Genomic DNA, 26772 nt, shown 5'->3' with positions numbered 1-26772 from the left:
TTTTGTCTGGCGGGGGGGGGGCGGGCGCCCCCCCCCCCCCCCCCGGCCCCCCCCCCCCCCCCCCGCCGCCGGCCCCCCCCCCCCCCCCCCCCCCCCCCCCCCCCCCCCCCCCCCCCCCCCCCACTTCCGATCCGTCGAAGCCCGGCAGCGGCCCGCCGGCCGCCCCGTCAGCCCTTGAGCAGAGCCGCCAGCGTCGTCCCGAGGCGGGCCGGCGACGGCGACACCTTGATGCCGGCCGCTTCCATGGCGGCGATCTTGCTCTTGGCGTCGCCCTTGCCGCCCGCGATGATCGCGCCGGCATGGCCCATGCGGCGCCCGGGCGGCGCCGTCACGCCGGCGATGAAGCCGACCATCGGCTTCTTGCGGCCGCGCTTGGCCTCGTCGATCAGGAACTGGGCCGCGTCCTCCTCGGCCGAGCCGCCGATCTCGCCGATCATGATGATCGACTCGGTCTTCGGGTCGGCCAGGAACTTCTCCAGCATGTCGATGAACTCGGTGCCCTTCACCGGGTCGCCGCCGATGCCGACCGCGGTGGTCTGGCCCAGCCCGACCTGGGTGGTCTGGAACACCGCCTCGTAGGTGAGGGTGCCGGAGCGCGACAGCACGCCGACCGAGCCGGGCTTGAAGATGTTGCCCGGCATGATGCCGATCTTGCACTCGCCCGCGGTCAGCACGCCCGGGCAGTTCGGCCCGATCAGGCGCGACTTGGAGCCGTCCAGCGCCCGCTTGACCTTCACCATGTCGAGCACCGGGATGCCCTCGGTGATGCAGACGATCAGCGGGATCTCGGCCTGGATCGCCTCGCAGATCGCGTCGGCGGCGCCGGGCGGCGGCACGTAGATCACCGAGGCGTCGGCCCCGGTCTTCTCACGCGCCTCCGCGACGGTGTCGAACACCGGCAGGCCGAGATGGGTCGAGCCGCCCTTCCCGGGCGAGGTGCCGCCGACCATCCTGGTGCCGTAGGCGATCGCCTGCTCGGAGTGGAAGGTGCCGTTCTTGCCGGTGAAGCCCTGGCAGATGACCTTGGTGTTCTTGTCGATCAGGATGGACATCAGGCGTTCCCCCGCACGGCCTTGACGATCTTCTGGGCGGCATCGTCGAGGTCGTCGGCCGACACGACGTTGAGCCCCGAGTCGGCGATGATCTTCTTGCCGAGGTCGACATTGGTGCCTTCGAGCCGCACCACCAGCGGCACCGCGAGCCCCACCTCCTTGACGGCGGCGATCACGCCCTCGGCCAGCACGTCGCACTTCATGATGCCGCCGAAGATGTTGATCAGGATGCCCTTCACCTTGGGATCGGCGGTGATGATCTTGAACGCCTCGGTGACCCGCTCCTTGGAGGCGCCGCCGCCGACGTCGAGGAAGTTGGCCGGCTCCTCGCCGTACAGCTTGATGATGTCCATGGTCGCCATGGCGAGACCGGCGCCGTTGACCATGCAGCCGATGTTGCCGTCGAGCGCGACGTAGGAGAGCTCGTGCTTGGAGGCCTCGATCTCCTTCTCGTCCTCCTCGGTCAGGTCGCGCAGCGCCACCACGTCGGGATGGCGGTAGAGCGCGTTGCCCTCGAACGAGATCTTGGCGTCGAGGCAGATCAGCTTGCCGTCCTTGGTGACGACCAGCGGATTGATCTCCAGCATGCTCATGTCCTTGGCGACGAAGGCCCCGTAGAGCTTGGTCACCAGCACCTCGGCCTGCTTGGCGAGGTCGCCCTTGAGGCCCAGCGCCTGGGCGATGCGGCGGCCGTGATGCGGCATGATGCCGGTCGCCGGGTCGACCGAGAAGGACACGATCTTCTCCGGCGTCTCGGCGGCGACGTGCTCGATGTCCATGCCGCCTTCGGTCGACACCACGAAGGAGATGCGGCCGGTGCCGCGATCGACCAGCGCCGACAGGTAGAACTCCTTGTCGATCGCCGAGCCTTCCTCGATGTAGAGCCGGTGCACCTCTTTTCCGCGCGGCCCCGTCTGATGGGTGACCAGGATCGAGCCGAGCAGGCGCTTGGCCTCCTTCTCGACGTCCTCGATCGTCTTCACCACCTTGACGCCGCCGGCCTTGCCGCGGCCGCCGGCGTGGATCTGCGCCTTGACCACGGTGACGGCCGAGCCGAGCTCCTGGGCCGCCTTGACGGCCTCCTCGATCGAGAAGGCCGCGACGCCGCGCGGCGTCGGCACCCCGAACTCCCGCAGCACCGCCTTCGCCTGGTATTCGTGAATGTTCATGCCCACACCCCCGCTCGCGTCCGACGGCGCCGGACGGCGTTGCCACGATCAGTGTCCTGGTTCGGGGCGCCGCGGCCGAAGCCCCGGCGCCCCGAAGTCGCTGTCACAGGTCGTCTCGTCCGGACCGCGTTCAGGACGCGAGGTCGGGAGCGATCTTCTTGCAGGCGTCGATCAGGCCCTTCACGGCCTCGGCCGACTTGTCGAAGGCGGCGCGGTCGGCGCCGGCCAGCTCGATCTCGACGATGCGCTCGACGCCCTTGGCGCCGATCACCACCGGGATGCCCACATAGGTGTCCTTCAGGCCGTACTCGCCGTTGAGATAGGCGGCGCAGGGGACGACCCGCTTCTTGTCGCGCAGATAGCTCTCGGCCATGGCGATGGCCGAGGCCGCCGGCGCGTAGAAGGCCGAGCCGGTCTTGAGCAGATTGACGATCTCGGCGCCGCCGTTGCGGGTGCGGTCGACGATGGCGTCGAGACGCGCCTGGGTGGTCCAGCCCATCTTGACGAGATCGGGCAGCGGGATGCCGGCGACCGTCGAGTACTTGATCAGCGGCACCATGGTGTCGCCGTGGCCGCCGAGCACGAAGGCCGTCACGTCCTCGACCGACACGTTGAACTCGTCGGCCAGGAAGTAGCGGAAGCGCGCCGAGTCGAGCACGCCGGCCATGCCGACCACCATGTGCTTGGGCAGGCCGGAATACTTCTGCAGCGCCCACACCATCGCGTCGAGCGGATTGGTGATGCAGATCACGAAGGCGTTCGGCGCGTATTTGCGGATGCCGGAGCCGACCTGCTCCATCACCTTCAGATTGATGCCGAGGAGGTCGTCGCGGCTCATCCCGGGCTTGCGCGGCACGCCGGCCGTGACGATGCAGACCGAGGCGCCTTCGATCGCCTCGTAGGAGTTGGTGCCGGCATAGCGGGCGTCGAAACCGTCCACCGGCGAGGACTGGGCGATGTCCAGGGCCTTGCCCTGGGGAATCCCTTCGGCGATGTCGAACATCACGACGTCGCCGAGCTCCTTGAGCCCGACGAGATGGGCCAGCGTGCCGCCGATCTGACCCGCGCCGATCAACGCGATTTTTTGCCGTGCCATTGTGGGGAAGTCCTCGAACTTTTGCTGTCCGGTGGGGGTTTCGGGTGTTATCGCGTTCCCGCGGTGCGTTCAAGTCGCGCCCCGCCGTCGCGACCGTATTCGCATCCCGGGCCGAATCCGTGCGCCGTGGCGCACACGAAGACGTCGGTCGACAGTTCCGATCGGGCGCGCTCGCCCGACCGACCCGGCCGATCCGTCGGGGCTCGCCCCCTCACGTCTCGACCAGCCCGGCGGTGTCGCCGGACATCGCGCCGCGCTGGCCGTGCGGCAGCTCGAGATAGCTCTCCGAGGCCATCTCGATCAGCCGCGACACGGTGCGCTTGAACTCGTTGGCTTCGTAGCCGACTGTCGCCAGATAGAGCCCCTCCGGCTCGGTCTCGGCCGAGGCGACCAGCTTGACGCCGTGATCGTAGAGCGTGTCGATCAGCGCGATGAACCGCTTCGCCTCGTTGCGCTTGGCGAAATCCATCACCGGCACATGGTCGAGCACGAGGGTGTGGAACTCGTGGGCGAGGCGCAGATAATCGGACGCGCCGAGCGGCTGCTCGCACAGATCATGGAAGCTGAAGCGCGCCGCACCCATGCCGGAGCGCGGCACCTTCAGCACGCGTCCCTTCACGGTCATGCTGTGCTCGGCGGTCTCGTGGCCGCCGGTCAGCCGCTGCCAGGCGTCGTCGAGCGCGGCATCGGCCTGCGCGTCGGCCGGCGCGTGCCACACCTGCACCCCGGCGAGCTTCTCGCGGCGATAGTCGGTGCGGGCGTCGAGCCGCATCACCTCCATGTGCTCCTTCAGGAGCCCGATGAACGGCACGAACAGCGCCCGGTTCAGCCCGTCCTTGTAGAGCTCGTCCGGGACGACGTTGGAGGTCGCCACCACCACGACGCCGAGCTCGAACAGCTTCGTGAACAGCCGCCCGAGGATCATCGCGTCGGCGATGTCGGTGACGTGGAACTCGTCGAAGCACAGGAGCCACGCCTCGGCGGCGAGATCGCCCGCGGTCAGCGCGATCGGGTCGCCGCCGGCGACCTCGCCGGCCTTCAGGCGGCGGCGATAGACGTGCACGCGGTCGTGCACGTCGGCCATGAACTCGTGGAAATGGGCGCGGCGGCGCTTCTCGACCCGGCTGGTGGCGTAGAACAGGTCCATCAGCATGGTCTTGCCGCGGCCGACCTCGCCGTGAAGGTAGAGTCCCTTCACGAAGGGCGGCCGCTTGCTGTCGCGCCCGCCGAACAGCCAGCCCAGCGCCGACGACTTCCTGGCGATCCGGTCGGTGACGAGCCGCTCCTGCAGGTCCCCGAGTGCCTCGACGATGCGGGCCTGGGCGCGGTCGCGCTCGATCTCTCCGGCGGCGACGAGGGCGGCGTATCGCTCGGTAATGGACAAGTCGGGTTCCGGGCGGCGGGGGTTCGCCTTCGTTTAACGGGGGATGGGCCGGTTCCACAAGCGCGACGTCGCGGTTTTGTCGCCCGTCGCCGCGCTGCGGCGAGCCCGGCCCGCTCCGGCGCGGGCCTTCTACAACTTTAGTCGTGGGTATTCGCCAATAACGGGAATTTCTTCCACATCCTTACGATGGATCAAGTTTCGGAATACCAGCGCTGCGATAGTGCCCCTGGCGTCGGGGGACGCCGTGCTTATGTTGCGTTGCAGCAAAAGTCGCCGGGCGCAGTCCGGTCCGGTCGAAGGCCGGGAAGCATGGGGGAACGTCCGGGGCCGAAGACGCGCGAGCGCAGGAGACCCCCGGAATGCAGGAAGTGTTCATCGAAGGCGGACTGATCCGCAAGCTCTGGCCGGTCGAGGCGCACGCCTACCGGGACCATCTGCTGCGGCTCGACGCCGACAGCCGCCGCAGCCGCTTCGGCGGCGCCGTGTCGGACGAGATGATCCGCAGCTACGCGGCGACGCTCGACGCCGCCGAGACCATCATCCACGGCTTCTACGTCGACGGCATTCTCCGCGGCGCCGCCGATCTGCGCCTCATCCCGCCGGCGACCAGCCGGGAGGCCGAGGCGGCGTTCAGCGTCGAGCGGCCGTGGCAGAGCCACGGCGTCGGCTCGGCCCTGCTGGAGCGCTGCCTGCTCGCCGCCCGCAACCGCGGCATCAAGCTCATGCACATCGCCTGCCTGTCCGAGAACCACCGGATGCAGCAGCTGGCGCGCAAGTTCGCGGCCGAGTTCTCGTTCGACTTCGGCACCGTGGTCGGCAAGGTGCAGAACCCGCGGCCGACGCCGCTCTCGCTGATGCGGGAGCTGGTCACCGACAGCCACAGCTTCGCGGCCGCCTGCCTCGACTTCCAGGCGCGGCTGCTGCGGCCGGCCGCTCCGGCCGCCGACGGGACTCAGCCGGAGGGCGGGACGGCGAGCGCCGGCGCCCAGAACGGATAGGCGGCCTCGACCACATAGGGTCCGCCGCCCGTCGAGGCGCGCGACGACATCAGCACGAACCGCTCGACCCGGAACGGGGCCGAGCGGAAGCCGGCCCGGGTCGCCAGATAGTCGGCCACCTGCCGCGACGAGGTGTCGCGCAGCCGGGCGAGCGTGACGTGCGGCGAGAACTTCCGTCCCTCGGCCGGAAGGCCGATCCGCTGCAGCAGCCGCTCGTGCTCGGCCTGCAGCTCGACCAGCGCCGGGATCGCCTGCGCCGCCGCGAACACGGCGCGCGGCTTGCGGCCCCCGAACGCATCGAGCCCGTCGAGGGCGAGGTCGAAGGCGGCGCGCCAGACCCCGCCCAGCACCTGGACGACGTCGTTCGCCAGCGCATCGTCGATGTCGCCGATGAAGCGGAGCGTCAGGTGATAGTTCTCGGGATCGATCCAGCGGGCGCCCGGCAGGCCGCCGCGCAGCATCGCCAGCCGGTCGCCGATCTCGGCGGGAATCTCCAGGGCCGTGAACAGTCTGGGCATGGTCTCGGTCCAGGTTTCGCTCCGGGTCGTTCCGGGGCGCGGGCCGACGGCACGCCCCGGAATGACAGAGCCGTCACTTCGCATCCCGGCGCGCCGCGGCGCGCCCGACCAGCTCCTCCACCTTCGGCAGGATGCGCTCGACGATCACGCCGACGCCCTTGCCGTTCGGATGCATGCCGTCCGCCTGGTTGAGGTTGCGCTCGGCCGCCACCCCGTCGAGGAAGAACGGGAAGAACAGCACGTCGTAGGCGGCGGCGAGCTCGGGAAAGATCCGGTCGAAGGCCTGCTTGTACTCGGGTCCCAGATTGGGCGGCGCCTGCATGCCGGCGAGCAGCACCGGCAGGCCCCGCGCCGCGAGCGATTTCAGGATCGCGTCCAGCGCCTTGCGGGTGACGGCCGGATCGATGCCGCGCAGCGCGTCGTTGGCGCCGAGCTCGACGATGACGCCGTCGACGTCGTCGCCGATCGCCCAGTCGAGGCGGGCGAGGCCGTCGGTCACGGTGTCGCCGGAGACGCCGGCATTGACGATCTCGACCCGCGGCCCGCTGCGGCCGTTCGCCGCGAGCGCCTTCTCGAGCCGAACCGGAAAGGAGTCGCCGGGCGGCAGCCCGTAGCCGGCAACCAGGGAATCGCCGAGTGCGACGATCCGCAGCGGCGGTGCCGCGGTCTGCGCCGTGGCGCCCGTCGCAGCGGCTCCGGCGAGCAGCATCGCCCCCGCCACCAGGGCGCCGAGCCGGCCCGGCGGCTGGACCCGGCGCCCCGCCGTCCCATATGAGGGGGACGGCCGTCGCACCGGCGACGGCGGAAGGGCGCGGCCGCCCGGCATCTCCTTTGTCCCCCGCCACGGACGGCGCAGCACAGACCCGACGATGGACGACACAAGCTCCAAGCCCGCAAGCTCCACGATCATTCGCTCCCTCGCACCCGCCATCTCGCTCACCGGCGTCGATCTCGCGCTCGGCCGGGACGCGGCGCGGGTCCACATCCTCAAGGACATCGCCCTTGATATAGGGCGCGGCGAGGCGATCGGCCTCACCGGACCGTCGGGATCGGGCAAATCGACGCTGCTGATGGTGATGGCCGGCCTCGAACGCCCCGATTCCGGGTCGGTCGTGGTGGACGGCACCGATCTCGGCGCCATGGACGAGGATGCGCTCGCCCGGTTTCGCGGCCGAAACATCGGCATCGTGTTCCAGTCGTTCCACCTGATCCCGACCATGACGGCGATCGAGAACGTCGCGGTGCCACTCGAGCTGGCGGGGAGCCGCGACGCCTTCGACGTCGCCCGTGCCGAGCTCGGGGCCGTCGGGCTCGGCGAGCGGCTCGGCCACTATCCCTCGCAGCTCTCCGGCGGCGAGCAGCAGCGCGTCGCGCTCGCCCGCGCGCTCGCGCCGGCCCCGTCGATCCTGGTCGCCGACGAGCCGACCGGCAATCTCGACGAGGCGACCGGCCGCGGCATCGTCGACCTGATGTTCGCCGGCCAGGCCGAGCGCGGCATGACGCTGGTCCTGGTCACCCACGACCCGGCGCTCGCGGCGCGCTGCGATCGCGTCGTGCGCATGCGCTCCGGCCGCATCGATTCCGACAGCGCGACCGGCCGCACCGGCGCCGTCGCGGCAGTCGCGCCATGACGGCGATCGACGCGGGACGGCGGGACGCGGCGACCGGCCCGATCGCGCGCTGGCGCACCGGGCTGCGCATCGCGGCGCGCGACCTGCGCGGTGGCCTGCGCGGCTTCGGCGTGTTCATCGCCTGCATGGCGCTCGGCGTGATGACCATCGCGGGCGTCGGCTCGATCTCGCGCAGCCTGTCCGAGGGCATCGCCCAGCAGGGCCGCGCCATCCTGGGCGGCGATATCTCGTTCAACCTCGTCCAGCGCGAGGCGAGCCCGGACGAGCGGCGCTTCCTCGCGGCCGCCGGCGACCTCTCGGTCGCCGCCGCCATGCGGGCGCTCGCCCGCACCGCCGAGGGCCGCTCCACGCTGGTCGAGCTGAAGGCGGTCGATGCCGCCTATCCGCTCTACGGCGCGGTGGAGACCGACCCGCCGGCGCCGCTGCACACCCTGCTGGCCCGCGACGGCGACGCCTTCGGGGCCGTCGTCGACCCGCTGCTGCTCGCCCGGCTCGGGCTGGAGCGCGGCGCCCGGGTGACGATCGGCTCGGCCACCCTGGTGCTGAACGCCGCCATGGTGCGCGAGCCCGACCGGCTCGCCGGCGGCGTCGGCTTCGGGCCGCGCGTGCTGGTGAGCGAGGCGGCGCTGCGGGCGACCGGGCTGCTGCAGCCCGGCAGCCTGGTGCGCTGGATCTATCGCGTGCGGCTCGCCGGCGATCCGATCGCCGCGTCCGACGCGCTGGAGGACCTCGCCAACCGGCGCTTCCCGAACGCCGGCTGGGACGTGCGGGCGAGCGGCAACGCCTCGCCGCAGCTCGAGCGCAACATCGACCGCTTCACCCAGTTCCTGACGCTGGTCGGCCTCACCGCCCTCCTGGTCGGCGGCGTCGGGGTCGCCAACTCGACCCGCCACTATCTCGACCGCAAGCGCGACACCATCGCCACCCTGAAGTCGCTCGGCGCCACCGGCGGCCAGGTGGTCGCCCTCTATTTCGCGCAGATCCTGCTGCTCGCCGCGGTCGGCGGCGCGCTCGGGCTGCTGCTCGGCGCCGCCCTGCCCTTCGCGATCGCCGGCGCGCTCGGCGCGCTTCTGCCGCTGCCGCTGGTCCCCACCCTGCACGCCGACGTGCTGGCGCTGGCGATGCTCTACGGCCTGCTCACCGCGGTCGCCTTCGCGGCGTGGCCGCTCGGCCGCGCCCACGACGTGCCGGTCTCGGCCCTGTTCCGCGACGCCGTCGTGCCCGACCAGCGCCGGCCGCGCCGGCGCTACGTGGCGGCGGCCCTGATCGCCGCGATCGCGCTCGCGGCGCTGGCGATCGGCGCCTCCTACGATCGCCGCATCGCCACCGCCTTCGTCGGCTCGGCGCTCGCCGTCCTGCTGCTGCTGCGGCTGGTCGCCACCGCAGTGATGGCGATCGCGCGCCGGGCGCCACGCCCGCGCTCGGCGGTGCTGCGGCTCGCCGTCGCCAACATCCACCGGCCCGCCGCCCTGACCCCGACCGTCGTCATCTCGCTCGGGCTCGGCATGGCGCTCCTGGTCACCATCCTCCAGATCGACGGCAACCTGCGGCAGCAGTTCACGGCGGCGCTGCCCGAACGCGCGCCGTCCTTCTTCTTCCTCGACATCCCGACCGCCGAGGCCGCGCGCTTCGACGCGCTGGTGAAGGGCGAGGCACCGGGCGCCACCTTCGAGCGGGTGCCGATGCTGCGCGGCCGCATCGTCGCGGCGAACGGGGTGCGGGCCGAGGATCTGAAGATCCGGCCCGACGCCAGCTGGGCCCTGCACGGCGACCGCGGCATCACCTATGCGGGCACGGTGCCGCCCGGCTCCCGCGTCGTCGAGGGCACCTGGTGGGGCGAGGACTATCGCGGCCCGCCGCTGCTGTCGCTGGAGAAACGCATCGCCGAGGGCCTCGGCCTGAACCTCGGCGACACCCTCACGGTCAACGTGCTGGGCCGCAACATCACCGCCGCGATCGCCAACATCCGGACCGTCGACTGGCAGTCGCTCGGCATCAACTTCGTGCTGGTGTTCTCGCCCGGCGCCTTCGCCGGGGCGCCGCACACCGACATCGCCACGGTGACGTTCCCGGCCGGCGGCACGCCGGCCCAGGAGGCGGCACTCCTCGACACGGTGGCCCGGGCCTGGCCGGGCATCACGCCGGTGCCGGTCAAGGACGCGCTCGACCAGGTCGCCCGGGTGGTCGGCAATCTCTCGCGCGCCATCGAGGCGGCGAGCGGCATCACCCTGGTCTCCGCCGTGCTGGTGCTGGCCGGGGCGCTCGCCGCCGGGCACCGCCACCGCGTGTACGACGCCGTGGTGCTGAAGACGCTGGGGGCGACCCGCCGCCAGCTCGTCACCGCCTACCTGATGGAATACCTCCTGATCGGCGCCGCCGCCGTGCTGTTCGGGGTGCTGGCCGGCTCGATCGCCGGCTGGCGCATCGTGGCGGGGCTGATGAACCTGCCCTTCGTCTGGCAGGCCGGCCCGGCCCTGGCAGCCGCCCTCGGGGCACTCGCCGTCACGGTGGCCTGCGGACTGCTCGGCACGGTCGCGGCGCTGGGCCGGAAGCCGGCCGGGGTGTTGAGGAGCCTTTAACGGTTCTGCTCCACACCCCCTGCCGGGACTGCGCTTTGCGACAACACGCCGCTGCACAAATCCTGGTCGGGACTTGGAAAATCGCGCTTTGCGACAATCCGTCGCCGACGCGCCGCGGCGGCCGCTCGCATATAATGGGTTCAAGTCGAGCCCGCTCGCAGTAGCACGGGCGAGCTCGAACCGCGGGGCGACACGCCGCGGATTGGCGGACAACACGAGAAGGGGGTTCGACGATGTCGGACTACGAGCGTAACACGATCGGGGCGGCCTACGGGACGGTGCCGCGAGCCGAGGCGGCGGCGATCGACGCCGGCCTGCGCGCCTACATGCTGCGCGTCTACAACTACATGGTCCTGGGCCTCGCGATCACCGGCCTCGCCGCGCTCGGCATCTACATGCTCTCGGTCACCAGCGACCCGTCGGCGGCGGCCCGCGCCGTGATCCGCGGCGTCGAGGGGCCGGCCCGCATCGGCGGCATGTTCCTGACCCCGATCGGCTACACGGTGTTCGTCAGCCCGCTGAAGTGGGTGATCATGCTGGCCCCGCTCGGCCTCGTGTTCGCGCTGAGCTTCGGCGTCGAGCGCATGCGTCCGGCGACCGCCCAGCTGCTGTTCTGGATCTACGCGGCGCTGGTCGGCCTGTCGCTCGGCTCGATCTTCATGGTGTTCACGCACACCTCGGTGGTGCGGGTGTTCTTCATCACGGCGGCGTCCTTCGGCGCGCTCAGCCTGTGGGGCTACACCACCCAGCGCGACCTCTCCGGGATGGGCTCGTTCCTGATCATGGGCCTGTTCGGCATCATCATCGCCAGCCTGGTGAACATCTTCCTGGGCTCGACCATGATGCAGTTCATCATCTCGGTCATCGGCGTGCTGGTGTTCGCCGGCCTCACCGCCTACGACACCCAGCGCCTGAAGAACGAGTACATCTACGGCGCCATGGAAGGCGAGGTGATGGAGCGCTCGGCCATCATGGGCGCGCTGTCGCTGTACCTCAACTTCATCAACCTGTTCACCATGCTGCTGCAGCTCCTCGGCCAGCGCGAGGAGTGAGGCCGGGCCCGGCCCGCGCCGGGCGCGACCGGCGCCGAAGGATCGACCGGGGCCGCCACGCGGCCCCGGTTTTTGGTTTCGGAGGGCCGGATTCGGGCCGAAGAGACTGTTTACGACGTCCCCGGATGGCGAAAATGTCATGCGGCGTGACGCCCCGCCGGTCTTCACCGCGCCACGCCGGCGTCCTACATTCGAGCCAGGTTTGATGCCGGGGCCCTTCCGGGGCCCCGTCTCGGGCGGACAGAAAGGATCTTCCCCCATGTCGGACTTCGATCGCCATACCATCGCGTCCCGCGGCTACGCGGGCGACCGCGCCGTCGCGGTCGATCAGGGCCTGCGCGCCCACATGATCACCGTCTACAACTACATGGCGGGCGGCGTGGCGCTCACCGGGATCACGGCCTGGCTCACCTTCCAGCTCGCCGTGGTGACGGACGCGGCCGGCAACATCACGGGCCTCACCTCGTTCGGGCAGGCGATGTTCGGCAGCCCGCTGATGTGGGTGCTGGTGCTCGCCCCGCTCGGCCTCGTCTTCTATCTCAGCTTCCGGATCAACCGGATCGAGGCGAGCACGGCCCGGCTGCTGTTCTTCGTCTATGCCGGCCTGCTCGGCCTGTCGCTGGCGTCGATCTTCATGGTCTACACGGCGGCCTCGATCACCCGGGTGTTCTTCATCTCGGCGGCCGCCTTCGGGGCGCTGAGCCTGTGGGGCTACACGACCCAGAAGGACCTCTCGGGCATGGGCTCGTTCCTGATCATGGGCCTGTTCGGCCTGATCATCGCGAGCCTGGTCAACATGTTCCTGAAGTCGAGCGGGCTCGACTGGGCCCTGTCGGTCGCCGGCGTCCTCATCTTCGCCGGGCTCACCGCCTGGGACACCCAGAAGATCAAGGAGATGTACGATCCGATGGACGACGGGACGCTGGCCGGCCGCAAGGCCGTGATGGGCGCCCTGTCGCTCTACCTGGACTTCATCAACCTGTTCCTGATGCTGCTGCGGCTGGTCGGCGACCGCCGCTGACCCGCCCTCCCCATCGCGAGAGAACGAACGCCCCGGCCTCCGGCCGGGGCGTTTTCGTTCGGACGGAGCACATTTACGCGCCGCGCTGTTCGGCGACTGTGGCCGCATGAAATGAAACGGAATGCGGGAGGAACCGCCCCGCCCCTGGCCCGGCGTTCCGCTACGCTCCAGGCGGGCTGCGGGTGACGGGACCCTGAACGGTCGCTCAGCCCACCACCCGCAGGCTCGCCTTGTCGAGCTCGCGCAGCACGCGGTCGAGCTCGTGGCCGACCTTGACGATCAGGCCGGTCGCCGACACCACGCGCCAGGCGCCCTGGCGTCGCGACAGCCTGGGGTTCTTCTCGATCCGATAGAGCGGCACCTCGGCGCTGCGGCGGAACACCGAGAACACGGCGCGGTCCTTGTGGAAGTCGATGGCGTAGTCGCGCCATTCGCCGGAGGCGACCTTGCGGCCGTAGAGGCCGAGAATGCGGGAGAGCTCGCGCTTGTTGAAGGTGACGCGGGTGGGGACGGCGGGGAACGGGGCGAGAACCGCTCCCTCGCTCCCGCGGGACTCGCTCGGGTCGCTGTCGCCAAGCTCGAGGCTCATGCGGCTCCTCCTGGTGGGACGTGATCGGTCACATCGGCGTCATGATCACCCCCGGACCGGCCGAGGGCAAGCGCGTCCGCGTCGCGGCCGGGCCGTCGCGACACGCATGCGCGCAGCGGCGGCGGGCCGGTCCGGACGGCAACGCCGCGGCCGCGGACAGAACGCGTGTCACGCTCCCTCACGAGGCGATCACGCGTTCGTTAGACCTTTCATAATGCTGCCGGAATTCGGCCGCGCCGCAGTCGATCCGGGATGGGATAACCTCGCCATTGGCATCGGGTCCGGTCCGAGAAGAGAACCGGTTCCTCAGCCCCCCAGCCCCCCGGGCTCGTAAGGGCCGGACCCTGTCGCCAATGGACGGCTCGGCTACGGCCGGCCGTCCGACGGTTCATTCCCGCAAATGTTTTTCGAGGGCCGGTCCTGCCGGCCCTTCTTTTTTGCGTGCGCGTCTTCTTTGCCTGCGCGAACGCTGCAGGCCCGATTCCGATCCGACCATGGTGGAGGATGCCGCCGGGCGGCCCGGATGCCGGCGCCCGGCCTGCCGGGCCCTAGTGCAGCCGCTGGAAGGCGGCGCCGTGGATGACGCCCGGGGTCTTGGCGGTGCCGCCCTGGATCAGCACCGCGACGGCGTCGATCCTGTCGCCCTTGATGTCGGCGACCGGCACGGTCCAGGTGCGGGTCGCCCCGCTCCAGTCGCCGAGCTTGAGCCAGCGGCGCACCACGTTGCTGTAGACGATGGTGCGGCCGGAGTTCTCGCCGCGGCCGACCGCCACCTCGACGGCCGAGGTGACGCCGAGCAGCCAGACCTCGCCGCTCGTCGCCGCTGCGGCCGCGGCCGCCGCCGGCGAGCCCGACGCGACGGCCGGACGGGCGCCGTCGGCGCTCACCGAGACCTTGCCGTCGCTGACCGACAGCCGGACCGGGACCGGCAGCCCGGCGCCCTTGCCGCGGCCGCGCGCGACCGCCCTCTCGATCGCGGCCCTGTCGCTGCCCAGGACGTGCGCGGCGCCGTTGACCACCACCTGTGGCGTGTAGACGGCGCGGTCGCCGCGGGCGTGCGAGTACGCGGTCTGGCGCGCCGTGTGGCGCGGATCGGCGAGCGTGTCCTTCCAGCCGAGATAGTCCCAGTAGGTCACCGGCAGGCTGACCGCGACGAGGGTCGGGTCCTTCTTCAGCTCGGCGAGGACGCGGTCCGCCTCCGGGCACGACGAGCAGCCCTGGCTGGTGAACAGCTCGACCACGGCACGCGTCTGGCTGCCGGGCGACGGCACCGTCACGGTGGTGGAGTGGGCGGAGGAGAGCTGCGGCGCGCCGGCCGGGGCGGTCCCGGATGGCGCGGACACGGAGGGTGCGGACACGGAGGGTGCGGACGCCGGCGGAACGGAGAGCGAGCGTGTCGTCACCGGCTCGGCCGGCGGCGCGGCCGGACCGCCGGCCTGGGCAGCGGCGGGCCCGGCGGCGAGAACGCTCAGCGTCGCCAGCACGCCGGATCCCATCAGGCTGAGCACGAGACCGCCGGTCCAGCGCGCGCGTCTCGTCCTCATGCTCGGCCTCGCTAGTCTGATGGGGCGCACGCGCGACGGCGGCGCGCCGGGCGGTCCGTTGCGACGGACCGATAGGGATCCTCGAAGGGCGGCGTCGGGTGGCGAAGGAATCGCCGCCGTCGACCTGGATAGTACGCCGTCCGCGTCACCCGCCACTCACTTCGAAGTGAGGCCGTGTTAGCGCGTAGCCACGCTCGGTTGCGGACGGCACGGCCGCCGCGCGAGGCGGCGGCCGCAGCATCGTGGAGCCCGTCCGTCAGGCGGCGAGATGGCGCAGCACGTAGTGCAGGATGCCGCCGTTGCGGAAGTATTCGAGCTCGTCGAGCGTGTCGATGCGGCAGATCAGCGGCACCTTCTTCACCTTGCCGTCGGCCCCGGTGATCTCCGCCTCGAGCGTCTGGCGCGGCTTCAGGTCGGCGCCCAGCCCGCGCAGCGTCACCCGCTCGTCGCCCTTGAGGCCGAGCGTCTGCCACGAGGTGCCCTCTTCGAACACCAGGGGGACGACGCCCATGCCGATCAGGTTGGAGCGATGGATGCGCTCGAACGACTGCGCGATCACGGCCCGGATGCCGAGCAGCGCCGTGCCCTTCGCGGCCCAGTCGCGCGACGAGCCGGTGCCGTACTCCTTGCCGGCGAACACCACGAGCGGGACGTTCTCGCTCTTGTAGCGCATCGCCGCGTCGTAGATCGGCATCTGCTCCTTCGACGGGTAGTGGATGGTCACGCCGCCCTCGACGCCCGGAACCATCTGGTTCTTGATGCGGATGTTGGCGAACGTGCCCCGCATCATCACCTCGTGGTTGCCGCGCCGGGTGCCGTACTGGTTGAAGTCGAGCGGCTTCACCTTGTGGTCGATCAGGTACTGGCCGGCCGGCGACGTCACCTTGATCGAGCCCGCCGGCGAGATGTGGTCGGTGGTGATCGAGTCGAGGAACAGGCCGATCACCCGCGCCTCGACGATGTCGGTGGTGGCGTCGGGCGTCTTGCTCATGCCGACGAAGTAGGGCGGGTTCTGGACGTAGGTCGACTTGCCGTCCCAGGCATAGGTGAGACCGCCCTTGACGGCGATCTTGGCCCAGTTGGCGTCGCCCTCGAACACGTCGGCGTACTTCTTGGCGAACAGCTGCTTGGTCACCGACTTCTTCACCGCCGCGGCGATCTCGCGGCTGGTCGGCCAGATGTCCTTGAGGAACACCTTCTTGCCGGCCTTGTCGACGCCGAGAGGCGTGCGGACCGGATCGTAGTTCATGTTGCCGGCGATGGCGTAGGCGACGACCAGCGGCGGCGAGGCGAGATAGTTCGCCCGCACGTCCGGATTGACCCGGCCCTCGAAGTTGCGGTTGCCCGACAGCACGGCGGCGGCGACGAGGTCGTTCTCGTTGATCGCCTTCGAGATCTCCGCCGGCAGCGGGCCCGAATTGCCGATGCAGGTGGTGCAGCCGAAACCGACCAGGTTGAAGCCGAGCTTGTCGAGGCTCTTCTGCAGGCCCGACTTGGCCAGATACTCGCCGACCACCTGCGAGCCGGGCGCCAGCGAGGTCTTCACCCAGGGCTTCACCTTGAGGCCCTTCTCGACGGCCTTCTTGGCGAGCAGGCCGGCGCCCAGCATCACGCTGGGATTGGAGGTGTTGGTGCACGACGTGATCGCCGCGATCACCACGTCGCCGTGGCCGAGGTCGTGATCACGTCCGTCGACCTCGACCCGCTTGCCGATCTCCTCCGCCTTGCCGAACTCCTGGGCGAGCGCCGCCTCGAAGCCGGCCTTGACCTTCTTGAGCGGCACCCGGTCCTGCGGCCGCTTCGGGCCGGCGAGCGACGGTTCGACCTTGGAGAGGTCGAGCTTGAGCACGTCGGTGAACACCGGGTCCGGCGTGTTGCGGGTGCGGTACATGCCCTGCGCCTTGGCATAGGCCTTGACCAGCGCCACCCGGGCGGCGCCGCGGCCGGTGCCGAGCAGGAAGTCGAGCGTGTCCTCGTCGACCGGGAAGAAGCCGCAGGTGGCGCCGTATTCGGGCGCCATGTTGCCGATGGTCGCGCGGTCGGCGATGGTCAGGCCGGCGAGGCCGGGGCCGAAGAACTCGACGAACTTGCCGACCACGCCCTTCTTGCGCAGCATCTGGGTGACGGTGAGCACCAGGTCGGTCGCCGTCACGCCCTCCTTCAGCTTGCCGTCGAGCCGGAAGCCGATCACCTCGGGCAGCAGCATCGAGTAGGGCTGGCCGAGCATCGCGGCCTCGGCCTCGATGCCGCCGACGCCCCAGCCCAGCACCGACAGGCCGTTGACCATGGTGGTGTGCGAGTCGGTGCCGACCAGCGTGTCCGGATAGGCGATCTCGGCCGCGACCTCCTTGCCGCCGACCACGGCCTTCCCCTTGGCGGTCCACACCGTCTGCGACAGGTACTCCAGGTTCACCTGATGGCAGATGCCGGTTCCGGGCGGAACGACGCGGAAGTTCTCGAACGAGCGCTGCGCCCACTTGAGGAACTTGTAGCGCTCCTGGTTCTGCTTGTATTCCTCGTCGACGTTCTTCTTGAACGCCTCGTTGTCGCCGAAGAAGTTGATGATCACCGAGTGGTCGATGACGAGGTCGACCGGCACCAGCGGGTTGATCTTCTTCGGGTCGCCGCCGAGGTTCTTCATCGCGTCGCGCATCGCGGCGAGGTCGACCACGGCCGGGACGCCGGTGAAGTCCTGCATCAGCACGCGGGCCGGTCGGAACGCGATCTCACGCGTCGAGGTGCGCTTCTTCAGCCAGGCGGCGACGGCCAGGATGTCGTCCTTGGTGACCGAGCGACCGTCCTCGTGGCGCAGCAGGTTCTCGAGCAGCACCTTCATCGAGAAGGGCAGGCGCGAAATCCCTTTGAGGCCGTTCTTTTCGGCGACCGGCAGGCTGTAATACACGTAGCTCTTGGTGCCGACCTTGAGGGTCCGGGTGCATTTGAAGCTGTCGATTGCGGTCATGAGGCTGGTTCCGTTCCGGCCGAAAGCCGGATGCCTGTCGACGAGAGCACCCCGGGGCGATAGTGATCGCCTGTGCTGCGGCACCGGGCTGTCGTCTGGTGGGTGATGGGCACGGGGGCTGCTTATAAGAGCTTTCTTGGAATTCTGCTACATCGTCGGCGTTCTAAAGAGAGCGACAGCGTGACGAGGCCGGCCGCGGCGCCGGCCGGGGGGCGGTCGGAAGCGGCATGGACCTGATCGGAAGCGATCTCGCCTGCGTGCGGGGGCAGCGCGAGGTGTTCTCCGGGCTCGGCTTCCGGGTCGCCGGCGGCGAGGCCCTGCTGCTCGTCGGGCCGAACGGCGCCGGCAAGAGCTCGCTCCTGCGGCTGATCGCCGGGCTGGTGCACCGGGCCGCCGGGACGCTGACGCTCGACGGCGGCGATCCGGAGCTCAGCGTGCCCGAGCAGGCCCACTATCTCGGCCACCAGGACGCCCTCAAGCCGTCCCTCACCGTCACCGAGAACCTCGCCTTCTGGATCGACTGGCTGGGCGGCGACCGCGCCGCGCTCGCCGCCGCCCTGGAGGCCGTGGCGCTGGCCGAGATCGCCGATCTGCCGGCCGGCTACCTGTCGGCCGGCCAGCGCCGGCGCCTCTCGATCGCCCGGCTGGTCGCGGTCTCCCGGCCGGTGTGGCTGCTCGACGAGCCGACCTCCGCCCTCGACGTCGCCTCGCAGGCCCGCCTCGCCGCTCTGATGAAGGCGCATCTCGCCGGCGGCGGCCTCCTGGTCGCCGCCACCCACGGCCCCCTCGGCCTCGACGACGCCCGCGAGCTGCGGCTGGGAGGGACGGCATGAGGGCCCTTTCTCCGTCACTGGCACCGCCCCACCCGATCATTCCCGCGAAAGCGGGAATCCAGAGGCCCCGCCCCGCGGCCCCTGGGTCCCCGCTTGCGCGGGGACGAGCGGCCCGTATCGGAATCGCCGCATGACCGCGCTTCGCGCCCTCCTGGTCCGCGACCTGCGGATCGCGCTGCGGATCGGCGGCGGCGCCATGATGGGGGTGCTGTTCTTCCTCACCGTGGTGACCCTGATGCCGTTCGCCATCGGGCCGGATCTGGCGCTGCTGCGCCGGATCGGCCCGGCCATCCTGTGGATCGGGGCGCTGCTCGCCTCGCTGCTGGCGCTCGACCGGCTGTTCGCCGCCGACCACGACGACGGCTCGCTCGACCTCCTGCTGATGGGCCGCGCCCCCGTCGAGCTGGCGGTCGCCGTGAAGGGCCTCGCCCACTGGATCGCCACCGGCCTGCCCCTGGTGGTCGCGGCGCCGATCCTCGGCCTGTTCCTCAACCTGGAGCCGGCCGGCCTCGGCGCCGTGGTGCTGACGCTCCTGGTCGGCACTCCGGCCCTCACCTTCACCGGGCTGATCGGGGCGGCGCTGGCCACCGCGCTGCGCCGCGGCGGGCTGCTGCTGCCGGTCCTGGTCCTCCCGCTCACGGTGCCCGTGCTGATCTTCGGGGTGGCGGCCTCCAATGCCGCGGTCGTCGGCCCGGTGCCGTTCGGCACCCCGTTCACGATCCTGTGCGCCCTCACCCTGACGAGCCTCGTGGTCGGCCCGTTCGCGGCCGGCGCGACGCTGCGCCACGGGATGGAGTAATCCCGCCGGACGGGCTCGCCCGTCCGTAGAAGTGCCGCATTGCGCCGCCAATGCGTGCGGACTAAGAGACACCCATGGCCTGGATCGACCTCGCCAATCCGACCCGCTTCCTGCGCCTCGTCGACCGGGCCCTGCCCTGGCTGACGGCGCTGACCGTGTTCGCCTTCGCCTATGCGCTCAACGGCGCCTTCGGGGCGCCGGACGACTACCAGCAGGGCGCCACCGTCAAGATCATGTTCATCCACGTGCCGGCCGCGTGGCTCGGCATGTTCTGCTGGGGCATGATGACGATCTCGGCGCTCGGCACCCTGGTATTCCGCCATCCGCTGGCCGACGTCGCCGCCAAGGCGGCGGTGCCGCTCGGCGCCGCCTTCACGTTCGTCTGCCTGGTCACCGGCGCGCTTTGGGGCCGGCCGATGTGGGGCACCTACTGGGTGTGGGACGCCCGCCTCACCTCGGTGCTGGTGATGTTCGTGATGTATCTCGGCCTGATCGCCCTGTGGCGCACCGTCGAGGACCCGACCCGGGCCGGCCGCGCCGCCGCGATCCTCACCCTGGTGGGCGCCCTCAACCTGCCGATCATCAAGTTCTCGGTCGACTGGTGGAACACGCTGCACCAGCCCGCCTCGGTGGTGCGGGTCGACGGCCCGGCCATCCACCCGTCCATCCTGATCCCGCTGCTCGCCATGACGCTGGCCTTCACGCTCCTGTTCGTCGCCCTGCATCTCGCGGCGATGCGCAACGAGATCCTGCGCCGGCGGGTGCGGACGCTGCGCCTCCTGCAGGCCCAGGGCGCGCGGGGAGCGTGACGCCATGAGCAGCACGGAACTCCTCGGCCCGCACGCCGTCTTCATCGTCGCCTCCTATGCGGTGACGCTCCTGGTCGCGGCCGGGCTGATCCTGTGGGTGTGGCTCGATCACCGCCGGCAGGTTCGCGTGCTCGCCGAGCTGGAGGCGCGCGGCGTGCGCCGCCGCTCCGCCGAGCCGCCGCCGGCCTCGGCCACCCCGCCGGCCGATCCGGCCGCCCCTGTGAAGGAGACGGCGGCGTGACGGCCTTGCCGACCGAGACGGGCGGGCCGCGCCGGCGCTGGCTGGTGCTGCTGCCGCTGCTGGTGTTCCTCGGCATCGCCGGGCTGTTCCTCTACCGGCTCGGCGCCGGCGACCCCTCCGCCCTGCCCTCCGCCCTGATCGGGCACCCGGCCCCCGCCACCGAGCTGCCCGGCATCGCCGGGCTGACGCGCGACGGAAAGCCGGTGCCCGGCGTCACCTCGGCGGACCTGAAGGGCGCCGTCACGGTGTTCAACGTGTGGGCCTCGTGGTGCGTGCCGTGCCGCGACGAGGCGCCGCTGCTGATGCGGCTCGCCGAGGACAGGCGCATCCGCATCGTCGGGCTGAACTACAAGGACGAGGCGGCGAACGCGATCCGCTTCCTGGAGCGCTACGGCAACCCCTATCACGCCACAGGCGCCGACGGCCGCGGCCGCGCCGGCATCGAGTGGGGCGTCTACGGCGTCCCCGAGACCTTCGTGATCGCCCGCGACGGCACCATCGCCTACAAGCTGGTCGGCCCGATCACGGCCGGGAACCTGGAGACGGTCCTCAAGCCCGAGATCGAGAAGGCGCTGGCGAAGGGGTCGTGAGGCGGACGGCGGCCTTTCCGTCGACCCGGTGAATCGTGTCCCGGGCGGAGCGCGCTGCGTCAGCAGCGTGCGCAGACCCGGGACCCAGGGGCGCAGGGTACAGACGATTTCAGATGCCGGAGACCTGGCGGCGACGAATGCATGACTCGTCATGCCCGGCCTCGTGCCGGGCATCCACGTCTTGAAGCCGTTCGGCGACAATTCGGCGATAAGGACGTGGATGGCCGGGAGAGCCCGGCCGTGACGGACGAGCGGTGACGACCGGACGCGTCTTTCGACCGCCCTACCCCTGCCCGACCACCAGATCGTCGCGGTGGATCACGGCGGTGCGGCCGTGGGTGCCGAGGATCTCGGGGATGTCGGTCGAGGAATGGCCGCGCAGGCGCTCGGCATCGGCGGCGTCGTAGGCGACGAGGCCGCGGCCGATCTCGAAGCCGTCCGGCCCGCGCACGATCACGGCATCGCCGCGGGAGAACTCGCCCTCGACCCGGACGATGCCGGCCGGCAGCAGGCTCTTGCCGCGGCGCAGCGCCGCGACGGCGCCGGCGTCGATCACCAGCGTGCCCTTCGGCTCCAGCGAGCCGGCGATCCACTTCTTGCGCGACGTGACGGGATTGCCGGTCGCCAGGAACCAGGTGGCGCGGCCACCCTCGGCGATGGCGCGCAGCGGGTGGTCGACCCGGCCCGAGGCGATCACCATGTGGGTGCCGCCCGTGGTCGCGATCTTGCCGGCCTCGATCTTGGTCCGCATGCCGCCCTTGGACAGCTCGGAGGCGGACTCGCCCGCCATGCCCTCGATCTCCGGGGTGATGCGGTCGACCACCGGGATCAGCGTCGCGTTCGGATCCTGACCGGGCGGCGCCGTGTAGAGCCCGTCGATGTCGGAGAGCAGCACCAGGAGGTCGGCGCTCGCCATGGTGGCGACCCGGGCGCCGAGCCGGTCGTTGTCGCCGTAGCGGATCTCGTTGGTCGCGACCGTGTCGTTCTCGTTGATCACCGGCACGGCCCGCCAGTCGAGCAGGCGGGCGATGGTCGAGCGCGCGTTGAGATAGCGGCGGCGCTCCTCGGTGTCGCCGAGCGTGACGAGGATCTGGCCGGCCGTGATGCCCTGGCGGCCGAGCGCCTCGGCCCAGATGCGGGCGAGCGCGATCTGGCCGATCGCCGCCGCCGCCTGGCTGTCCTCCAGGGCCAGCGGCCCGCGCGGCAGCCGGAGCAGCGAGCGGCCGAGCGCGATCGCCCCCGACGACACGACCAGCACGTCGCGGCCGTCGCGATGCAGGCCGGCGATGTCGTCGACCAGCGAGGCGAGCCACGCCTCCTTCACCCCGCCGGCCTCCTGGTCGACCAGCAGGGACGAGCCGACCTTCACGACGATGCGGCCGAAATCCTTCAGGGCCGGCAGCGGGCCGGGCGAGGCGGGGAGGGACGCGCTGGTGCCGGACATGGGACGGCCGAAAACGGGCTTTCGGGGCGACGACGGACGACGACGGATCACGGACGACGACATGGCGCCCTGCCATCCCACACCCGGGCCCGGTTTGGCAATCGAGGCGACCGCGGATCCGGCCCGCCGCGGGGACACCCCGGCGAGAGCCGTCGGCCGGCCCTGCCGGTGCCGCGGTAAGGTATTGCAATCCTTGGGAAACCGAGTTGCGAGCCGGGGGTTTACACCACAAGGGCGGCCTCGGAGTGCCTCCGACGCCGCCGAATCACAAAACAAAGGAGACCGCCCCGTGCCCGAGACGTCGATGGTCCATATCGGAACCTCGGGCTGGAGCTACGACGGCTGGCGCGGGGTGTTCTTTCCGGAGAGCCTGCCGAAGCGCAAATGGCTGTCCTGGTACGCCGGCCGCTTCGGCACCACCGAGATCAACGGCTCGTTCTACCGCACGCCGCCGCTCGGCGCGGTGTCGGCGTGGCGCGAGCAGACGCCCGAGGACTTCGTCTTCGCCTGGAAGGCGTCGCGCTTCATCACCCACTGGAAGCGGCTGTCGCCGCGCACCGCCGACAGCCTGGCCCTGATGGAGACGCGGCTCGAGACGCTCGGGCCCAAGGCCGGGCCGGTGCTGTTCCAGCTTCCCGCCCGCTTCGGCGTCGACCACGAGCGGCTGCAGACCTTCCTGGAGCTCCTCAGGCCCGGCCGCCCCTACGCGCTGGAGGTGCGCGACGCGAGCTGGTTCGACGACGCCGTCTACGCGCTGCTGCGCAAGTACGACGTGGCGCTGTGCTTCTCCGACCACCGCGACGCCCGGGCGCCGTGGGAGATCACGGCCCGCCACGTCTATGTGCGCGGGCACGGGCCGCAGGGCGACTATCGCGACCGCTATCCGGAGGCGACGCTGCGCGACTGGGCCGACCACATCCGCACCTGGCGGCAGCAGATGCGCACCGTCTACGTCTATTTCGACAACGACCAGAAGAGCGCCGCCCCGCACGACGCCCGCCGCCTGGCGGAGATCCTCGCCGAGCCGTGACGGGCGGCCGGCGGCCGCCCGTCTCGCGGCGCGCCGCCCCTCTCCACGCGCCCATGCGCCGCGTCGATGCGCAACGTCCGTGTCCCTTAGATGCACCGCGCCCTTGTCTCGGACCGCGAAGCGCGGCATCGCCTTGACGGCGGCCGGCCTCGTGCGTCCGGCCGGGCGGGGAGACGATGGACGCCGACACGCGAGCCGCACTGGACGACGTGCTGTCCCGCAGCCGGTGGCGGCACGCGCTGGTACTGGAGCCGGCCGGCGGCGCGGTCGCCGGCCTCGTCGCGACGCTCGCCGCGGCGCGCGGCGCCCGGGTGAGCGTCCTCGATCCGGCCGGGACCGGGGCGATCGCGCCGTCGATGCCGCCGTCGCGCTGGCGACGCCTGCTCGGCGACACCGGGGCGCCCGACCTGGTGGTGGTGGCGGATCCGGCCGTGGCGGCTGCCGGCGAGGCGGCGGCCGGGGCGCTCGCCGCGATGCGCCGCGGCGGGCTGCTGGTCGCCCGCGAGGCGCGGCCGCGCGACGTGATGCGGCTGCTGCGCCGGGCACCGGCGGAGCGCTGGTTCGCGCCGACCCGGGACGACACGCCGGACGGCCTGCGGGTGCTGACGATCGACACGCCGCGGCATCGGCGGCGCCACAAGCTGGTCCGGCGCATCGACGCCTGCCTGCTCTACAACGAGCTCGATCTGCTGACGCTGCGGCTGGAGGAGTTGTGGGAGCATGTCGACCACTTCGTCGTGGTCGAGGCGGACCAGACCTTCGCCGGCTCGCCGAAGCCGCTGTTCCTGCAGGAGCACGCGGCGCGCTTCGCGCCCTATGCCGAGAAGCTGAGCTGTCGGGTGGTCGAGGGGCTGCCGCCGATCGCCGCGCAGAGCGAGGCGGCCCGCTTCGCCCGCGAGGCGGCGCAGCGCGACGCGATCGGCGCCGCGGTCGCCGCGCTCGATCCGTCGCCCGACGACATCGTGGTGATCTCCGACGTCGACGAGCTGCCGCGCCCGGCCGTGGTCGACCGGCTCGACACGCTGCTGCGGCAGCGCGACCACGTTGTCTTCGTGCTGAGGAACCACCGCGGCTACGTGAACAACATCTCGACCGCGGCGCTCAACGGCCTCGCCGTCGCCGGGCCGGTGGCGTGCCGGGTATCGACGCTGCGGCGCGAGGGCGCCCAGACGGTGCGGCGCGGGCGCGAGAAGTCCGGCGGCGTTATCGCGAACCGCTCGCCCGACTTCGTCTACGTCGACGACGCCGGCTGGCACTTCTCGTCGCTCGGCGGGCCGGAGGCGGTCTGGCTGAAGGCCGCCAACTTCTCGCATATCGAGGATCCGTACCGGGTGATCGGCCTCGGCGAAACGGTCCCGGCGCATCGGGTGTTCGACGCCGCGCTCGATCGCGAGACCTGCCGCGCGCTGCAGCAGGCCTATCTGGCGCATTGCGAGCGGCCGGCCTTCGCACCGCTGGCGTTCGACGCCTTCGAGATCACGACCGACGTGCCGCGGCACATGCGCGCCGCCAAGGAGCGCTATCGCGGGTTCTTCTTCTTCACCGACCTGGTCTGACGCCGCGGTCGGCGATCCGCCGCAGCAGCCCCTTGAGGCCGTGGCGCGACAGGAAGGCCGGCAGCGCCGCGAGCCGGCCGGGCAGGCCGCGGAGATCCCGCAGATAGGCCGTGAGGCCCTTGCGGAACTGGCGCCGCCGGATCATCCGCCGGATGATGCGGGCCGCGTCCTCGCCGATCGCCGCCTCCGGGCGCGGCTCCTCCGGCCGCACCGGGGAGAAGTGGAAGCGGCGGCGGATGCGGTCCAGGCTGGCCGGCAGCGCCTCGGCGAGCGCGCTGTGGCTCGGGTCGCCGTCGCGCCGGCGATACTCGGCGGTGAGGCGCCAGCTGGGCGCGATCCGCCCGGCGCAGGCGAAGCGCAGCAGCAGGTACCAGTCCTCGGCGACGACGAAGTCCGGGTCCGGGCCGGCGGCCGGCAGCAGCCGCGCCCGCGCCACCCAGGCATGCGACGCGATCGTGTTGGCGGCGCGGAAGCGGGCCGGATCGAAATGGGAGAACCACAGGAGGGTGCGCGACGCGCGCGTCTCGTCGACCGCCACGGTGCCGGCATAGGCGAGGTCGACGTCCGGATGGGCGGCCAGCACGGCGAGGCAGCCGGCCAGGTGATTCGGCATCAGCGTGTCGTCGTCGTCCAGGACGGCGAAGAACGCCGTGTCGATCGCGCCGAGCCCGGTCCACAGGGCGGTGCTGCGGCAGCCGGTGTCGGGCGAGGCGACGACGCGGACGCGCAGCCGCGACGCCGGCCGCTCGGCGACGAAGCGCGTCACCGCCGCGGCGTCGCGCCAGGCCACCACCACGGCGGCGACGGCCGGATGGGTCTGCTGCTCGAGCGAGGCGAGGGCGCGGTCGAGCAGCGCGAGGTCGCGTCCGCCGGTGCGCACGATGCAGGTCACGGATTCCGCGGCGACCGCGGGGGGCGAGGCCCAAGCGGCGCGGATCTCCGCGGCCAGCCCGGGCAGCTGATCGACCAGCACGTCGTAGGCGAAGCGCTCGGTGAAGATGCGGTGCGCCGCCGCCCGCATCGCGTCGGCGGCCTCCGGGTTGGCGGCGATCCATTCCATGTGGCGGGCGACCGCCGCGGCGACGGCGGCCGGCGGCGCCTCGCTGTCGAGATAGAGCGCGGCGTCGCCGAACGTCTCGCGCACGAAGGGATGCGCGTCCGCGATGACGACGGCGCCGCCGGCCGCCGCCTCGAACACCCGCGACGCCGGCGTGCCGGTCCGCCGGTGCGGCCCGGAATGCAGGCATAGCGCGGCGGCCCGCCGGCCGAGCTCGCGCACCACGCTCTCGCCGTCGAAGGGCAGCATCAGCCGGCGCGGCAGGCCCGGCGGATCGCCCTCGTCGGGCGGACCGTAGAGATGCAGCCAGCCGTACCGGGCGACCGCCGCGACGATGTCGCGGTGCCGGGCCCGGTCCCAGGCGGCCTCGAAATAGGCGAGGCCGTCGCGCCGGCCGGCGGCGAGCGGCGTCGCCTGACAGGAGGGGACCCAGCGCCCCTCGACGAAGCGGACCGGGAGGCCGGCGACGAGATCGCGGACGTGGCGGCGCGTCTGCGGATCGGCGAACAGGTGGCCGTCGTAGGAGACGATGTTCTTCATCGCCTCGTCCTTGCCGTCCCAGAAGAACGGCGGATTCCACAAGAGGCCGACGGTCGGGAACGGCGTCAGCTTGGGGACCAGGAAATGCTCGGCCAGCACCAGGTCGGGCCGGAACTCCTCGATGGCGGCGGTGTCGTCGCTGCGCAGGCAGGCCCAGCCGCGGCGCTCGCAGGCGATCGCCAGCCGGCGGAACTGCTCGGCCTCCGAGATCGGCCGCTCGGCGGCGGCCATCGCGTGAACCGCGATCCTCATCGAACTATCCCCCGGCGAGAAAAATG

At 71.4% G+C, this 26772-nt stretch carries 23 protein-coding genes; 12 read left to right on the top strand and 11 right to left on the bottom strand.

Annotated features, from left to right (window positions below):
- Nucleotides 1-167: 167 nt before the first annotated feature.
- From sucD to zapE, 4 genes are all read right to left on the bottom strand, one after another.
- Nucleotides 168-1052: a succinate--CoA ligase subunit alpha gene (sucD, locus tag J2S22_RS18775; protein WP_272774904.1), complete on the bottom strand. Its 885-nt coding sequence runs from the start codon at nt 1050-1052 to the stop codon at nt 168-170.
- A complete protein-coding gene (sucC, locus tag J2S22_RS18770) occupies nt 1052-2221 on the bottom strand; it encodes an ADP-forming succinate--CoA ligase subunit beta (protein WP_272774905.1) in 1170 nt (389 codons plus the stop codon). The genes sucD and sucC overlap by 1 nt, the downstream gene beginning before the upstream one ends.
- 130 nt (nt 2222-2351) lie before the next feature.
- Complete coding sequence (gene mdh, locus J2S22_RS18765; protein WP_272774906.1) at nt 2352-3317, bottom strand: malate dehydrogenase; 966 nt, start codon at nt 3315-3317, stop codon at nt 2352-2354.
- A 211-nt stretch (nt 3318-3528) separates the two neighbouring features.
- Nucleotides 3529-4701 (bottom strand): cell division protein ZapE, encoded by a 1173-nt coding sequence (gene zapE / locus J2S22_RS18760; protein ID WP_272774907.1) that lies wholly within the window; start codon nt 4699-4701, stop codon nt 3529-3531.
- 359 nt (nt 4702-5060) lie between these two features.
- On the opposite strand from zapE, the gene J2S22_RS18755 reads away from it, so the two are divergent.
- Nucleotides 5061-5699, top strand: coding sequence for a GNAT family N-acetyltransferase (locus J2S22_RS18755; protein WP_272774908.1), 639 nt, complete (start codon nt 5061-5063; stop codon nt 5697-5699).
- Here the strand turns inward: J2S22_RS18755 and thpR are convergent.
- Both thpR and J2S22_RS18745 read right to left on the bottom strand, forming a co-directional pair.
- Nucleotides 5654-6217: an RNA 2',3'-cyclic phosphodiesterase gene (gene thpR, locus J2S22_RS18750; protein ID WP_272774909.1), complete on the bottom strand. Its 564-nt coding sequence runs from the start codon at nt 6215-6217 to the stop codon at nt 5654-5656. The two genes, J2S22_RS18755 and thpR, sit on opposite strands and share 46 nt — an antisense overlap.
- A gap of 73 nt (nt 6218-6290) precedes the next feature.
- Nucleotides 6291-6926: an arylesterase gene (locus J2S22_RS18745; RefSeq protein ID WP_272774910.1), complete on the bottom strand. Its 636-nt coding sequence runs from the start codon at nt 6924-6926 to the stop codon at nt 6291-6293.
- Nucleotides 6927-7086: 160 nt separating this feature from the next.
- Here J2S22_RS18745 and J2S22_RS18740 point away from each other — a divergent pair, with 160 nt between their 5' ends.
- From J2S22_RS18740 to J2S22_RS18725, 4 genes are all read left to right on the top strand, one after another.
- Complete coding sequence (locus tag J2S22_RS18740; protein WP_272774911.1) at nt 7087-7848, top strand: ABC transporter ATP-binding protein; 762 nt, start codon at nt 7087-7089, stop codon at nt 7846-7848.
- Nucleotides 7845-10427 carry an ABC transporter permease gene (locus J2S22_RS18735; protein ID WP_272774912.1) on the top strand — a complete coding sequence of 861 codons (2583 nt, stop codon included), beginning with the start codon at nt 7845-7847 and terminating at the stop codon, nt 10425-10427. Before J2S22_RS18740 ends, J2S22_RS18735 begins: the two co-directional genes overlap by 4 nt.
- Before the next feature lie 233 nt (nt 10428-10660).
- Complete coding sequence (locus J2S22_RS18730; protein ID WP_272774913.1) at nt 10661-11479, top strand: Bax inhibitor-1/YccA family protein; 819 nt, start codon at nt 10661-10663, stop codon at nt 11477-11479.
- 259 nt (nt 11480-11738) lie between these two features.
- Entirely contained in the window at nt 11739-12500 is a 762-nt protein-coding gene (locus J2S22_RS18725) for a Bax inhibitor-1/YccA family protein (RefSeq protein ID WP_272774914.1), read from the top strand.
- 205 nt (nt 12501-12705) lie between these two features.
- Here J2S22_RS18725 and J2S22_RS18720 read toward each other — a convergent pair whose 3' ends face one another.
- The 3 genes from J2S22_RS18720 to acnA all read right to left on the bottom strand — a co-directional run bounded on the left by J2S22_RS18720 (nt 12706) and on the right by acnA (nt 17595).
- Nucleotides 12706-13089 (bottom strand): DUF2794 domain-containing protein, encoded by a 384-nt coding sequence (locus J2S22_RS18720; RefSeq protein WP_272774915.1) that lies wholly within the window; start codon nt 13087-13089, stop codon nt 12706-12708.
- 548 nt (nt 13090-13637) lie between these two features.
- A complete protein-coding gene (locus tag J2S22_RS18715) occupies nt 13638-14633 on the bottom strand; it encodes a DUF1223 domain-containing protein (protein ID WP_272774916.1) in 996 nt (331 codons plus the stop codon).
- Between the two features lie 256 nt (nt 14634-14889).
- Nucleotides 14890-17595, bottom strand: a complete 2706-nt coding sequence (acnA, locus tag J2S22_RS18710; protein WP_272774917.1) for an aconitate hydratase AcnA — start codon at nt 17593-17595, stop codon at nt 14890-14892.
- A gap of 227 nt (nt 17596-17822) precedes the next feature.
- Here acnA and ccmA point away from each other — a divergent pair, with 227 nt between their 5' ends.
- From ccmA to J2S22_RS18685, 5 genes are all read left to right on the top strand, one after another.
- The gene (gene ccmA, locus J2S22_RS18705) at nt 17823-18428 is read left to right on the top strand and encodes a heme ABC exporter ATP-binding protein CcmA (RefSeq protein WP_272774918.1); all 606 of its coding nucleotides are present in this window, start codon (nt 17823-17825) and stop codon (nt 18426-18428) included.
- A 130-nt stretch (nt 18429-18558) separates the two neighbouring features.
- Nucleotides 18559-19227, top strand: coding sequence for a heme exporter protein CcmB (gene ccmB / locus J2S22_RS18700; RefSeq protein ID WP_272774919.1), 669 nt, complete (start codon nt 18559-18561; stop codon nt 19225-19227).
- 74 nt (nt 19228-19301) lie between these two features.
- Nucleotides 19302-20036, top strand: a complete 735-nt coding sequence (locus J2S22_RS18695) for a heme ABC transporter permease (protein WP_272774920.1) — start codon at nt 19302-19304, stop codon at nt 20034-20036.
- 4 nt (nt 20037-20040) lie between these two features.
- On the top strand, nt 20041-20277 hold the full coding sequence (ccmD, locus tag J2S22_RS18690; RefSeq protein WP_272774921.1) for a heme exporter protein CcmD: 237 nt from the start codon (nt 20041-20043) through the stop codon (nt 20275-20277).
- Nucleotides 20274-20867: a DsbE family thiol:disulfide interchange protein gene (locus J2S22_RS18685; protein WP_272774922.1), complete on the top strand. Its 594-nt coding sequence runs from the start codon at nt 20274-20276 to the stop codon at nt 20865-20867. The genes ccmD and J2S22_RS18685 overlap by 4 nt, the downstream gene beginning before the upstream one ends.
- 283 nt (nt 20868-21150) lie before the next feature.
- Here J2S22_RS18685 and proB read toward each other — a convergent pair whose 3' ends face one another.
- Nucleotides 21151-22311, bottom strand: coding sequence for a glutamate 5-kinase (gene proB, locus J2S22_RS18680; protein ID WP_272774923.1), 1161 nt, complete (start codon nt 22309-22311; stop codon nt 21151-21153).
- Nucleotides 22312-22600: 289 nt separating this feature from the next.
- On the opposite strand from proB, the gene J2S22_RS18675 reads away from it, so the two are divergent.
- Together J2S22_RS18675 and J2S22_RS18670 are read left to right on the top strand one after the other, a co-directional pair.
- Nucleotides 22601-23341: a DUF72 domain-containing protein gene (locus J2S22_RS18675; protein ID WP_272774924.1), complete on the top strand. Its 741-nt coding sequence runs from the start codon at nt 22601-22603 to the stop codon at nt 23339-23341.
- Nucleotides 23342-23517: 176 nt separating this feature from the next.
- A complete protein-coding gene (locus J2S22_RS18670; RefSeq protein ID WP_272774925.1) occupies nt 23518-24897 on the top strand; it encodes a glycosyltransferase family 17 protein in 1380 nt (459 codons plus the stop codon).
- Here J2S22_RS18670 and J2S22_RS18665 read toward each other — a convergent pair.
- Nucleotides 24881-26746, bottom strand: a complete 1866-nt coding sequence (locus J2S22_RS18665; protein ID WP_272774926.1) for a glycosyltransferase family protein — start codon at nt 26744-26746, stop codon at nt 24881-24883. The genes J2S22_RS18670 and J2S22_RS18665 overlap by 17 nt on opposite strands.
- Nucleotides 26747-26772 lie beyond the last annotated feature (26 nt).

Origin of the sequence: Rhodoplanes tepidamans (assembly GCF_030813915.1) — a bacterium.
Taxonomy (GTDB): domain Bacteria; phylum Pseudomonadota; class Alphaproteobacteria; order Rhizobiales; family Xanthobacteraceae; genus Rhodoplanes; species Rhodoplanes tepidamans.
This window is presented reverse-complemented; position numbering and strand designations above follow the sequence as displayed.

Bases quoted from the DNA above. Each gene is read 5' to 3' on its own strand.
- J2S22_RS18720 (WP_272774915.1), bottom strand. From the start codon at position 13,089: ATGAGCCTCGAGCTTGGCGACAGCGACCCGAGCGAGTCCCGCGGGAGC.
- J2S22_RS18755 (WP_272774908.1), top strand. From the start codon at position 5,061: ATGCAGGAAGTGTTCATCGAAGGCGGACTGATCCGCAAGCTCTGGCCG.
- J2S22_RS18735 (WP_272774912.1), top strand. From the start codon at position 7,845: ATGACGGCGATCGACGCGGGACGGCGGGACGCGGCGACCGGCCCGATC.
- J2S22_RS18670 (WP_272774925.1), top strand. From the start codon at position 23,518: ATGGACGCCGACACGCGAGCCGCACTGGACGACGTGCTGTCCCGCAGC.
- J2S22_RS18740 (WP_272774911.1), top strand. From the start codon at position 7,087: ATGGACGACACAAGCTCCAAGCCCGCAAGCTCCACGATCATTCGCTCC.
- ccmA (WP_272774918.1), top strand. From the start codon at position 17,823: ATGGACCTGATCGGAAGCGATCTCGCCTGCGTGCGGGGGCAGCGCGAG.
- J2S22_RS18665 (WP_272774926.1), bottom strand. From the start codon at position 26,746: ATGAGGATCGCGGTTCACGCGATGGCCGCCGCCGAGCGGCCGATCTCG.
- J2S22_RS18745 (WP_272774910.1), bottom strand. From the start codon at position 6,926: ATGCTGCTCGCCGGAGCCGCTGCGACGGGCGCCACGGCGCAGACCGCG.
- ccmD (WP_272774921.1), top strand. From the start codon at position 20,041: ATGAGCAGCACGGAACTCCTCGGCCCGCACGCCGTCTTCATCGTCGCC.
- J2S22_RS18695 (WP_272774920.1), top strand. From the start codon at position 19,302: ATGGCCTGGATCGACCTCGCCAATCCGACCCGCTTCCTGCGCCTCGTC.
- acnA (WP_272774917.1), bottom strand. From the start codon at position 17,595: ATGACCGCAATCGACAGCTTCAAATGCACCCGGACCCTCAAGGTCGGC.
- J2S22_RS18715 (WP_272774916.1), bottom strand. From the start codon at position 14,633: ATGAGGACGAGACGCGCGCGCTGGACCGGCGGTCTCGTGCTCAGCCTG.
- thpR (WP_272774909.1), bottom strand. From the start codon at position 6,217: ATGCCCAGACTGTTCACGGCCCTGGAGATTCCCGCCGAGATCGGCGAC.
- J2S22_RS18725 (WP_272774914.1), top strand. From the start codon at position 11,739: ATGTCGGACTTCGATCGCCATACCATCGCGTCCCGCGGCTACGCGGGC.
- proB (WP_272774923.1), bottom strand. From the start codon at position 22,311: ATGTCCGGCACCAGCGCGTCCCTCCCCGCCTCGCCCGGCCCGCTGCCG.
- sucC (WP_272774905.1), bottom strand. From the start codon at position 2,221: ATGAACATTCACGAATACCAGGCGAAGGCGGTGCTGCGGGAGTTCGGG.
- ccmB (WP_272774919.1), top strand. From the start codon at position 18,559: ATGACCGCGCTTCGCGCCCTCCTGGTCCGCGACCTGCGGATCGCGCTG.
- mdh (WP_272774906.1), bottom strand. From the start codon at position 3,317: ATGGCACGGCAAAAAATCGCGTTGATCGGCGCGGGTCAGATCGGCGGC.
- J2S22_RS18730 (WP_272774913.1), top strand. From the start codon at position 10,661: ATGTCGGACTACGAGCGTAACACGATCGGGGCGGCCTACGGGACGGTG.
- sucD (WP_272774904.1), bottom strand. From the start codon at position 1,052: ATGTCCATCCTGATCGACAAGAACACCAAGGTCATCTGCCAGGGCTTC.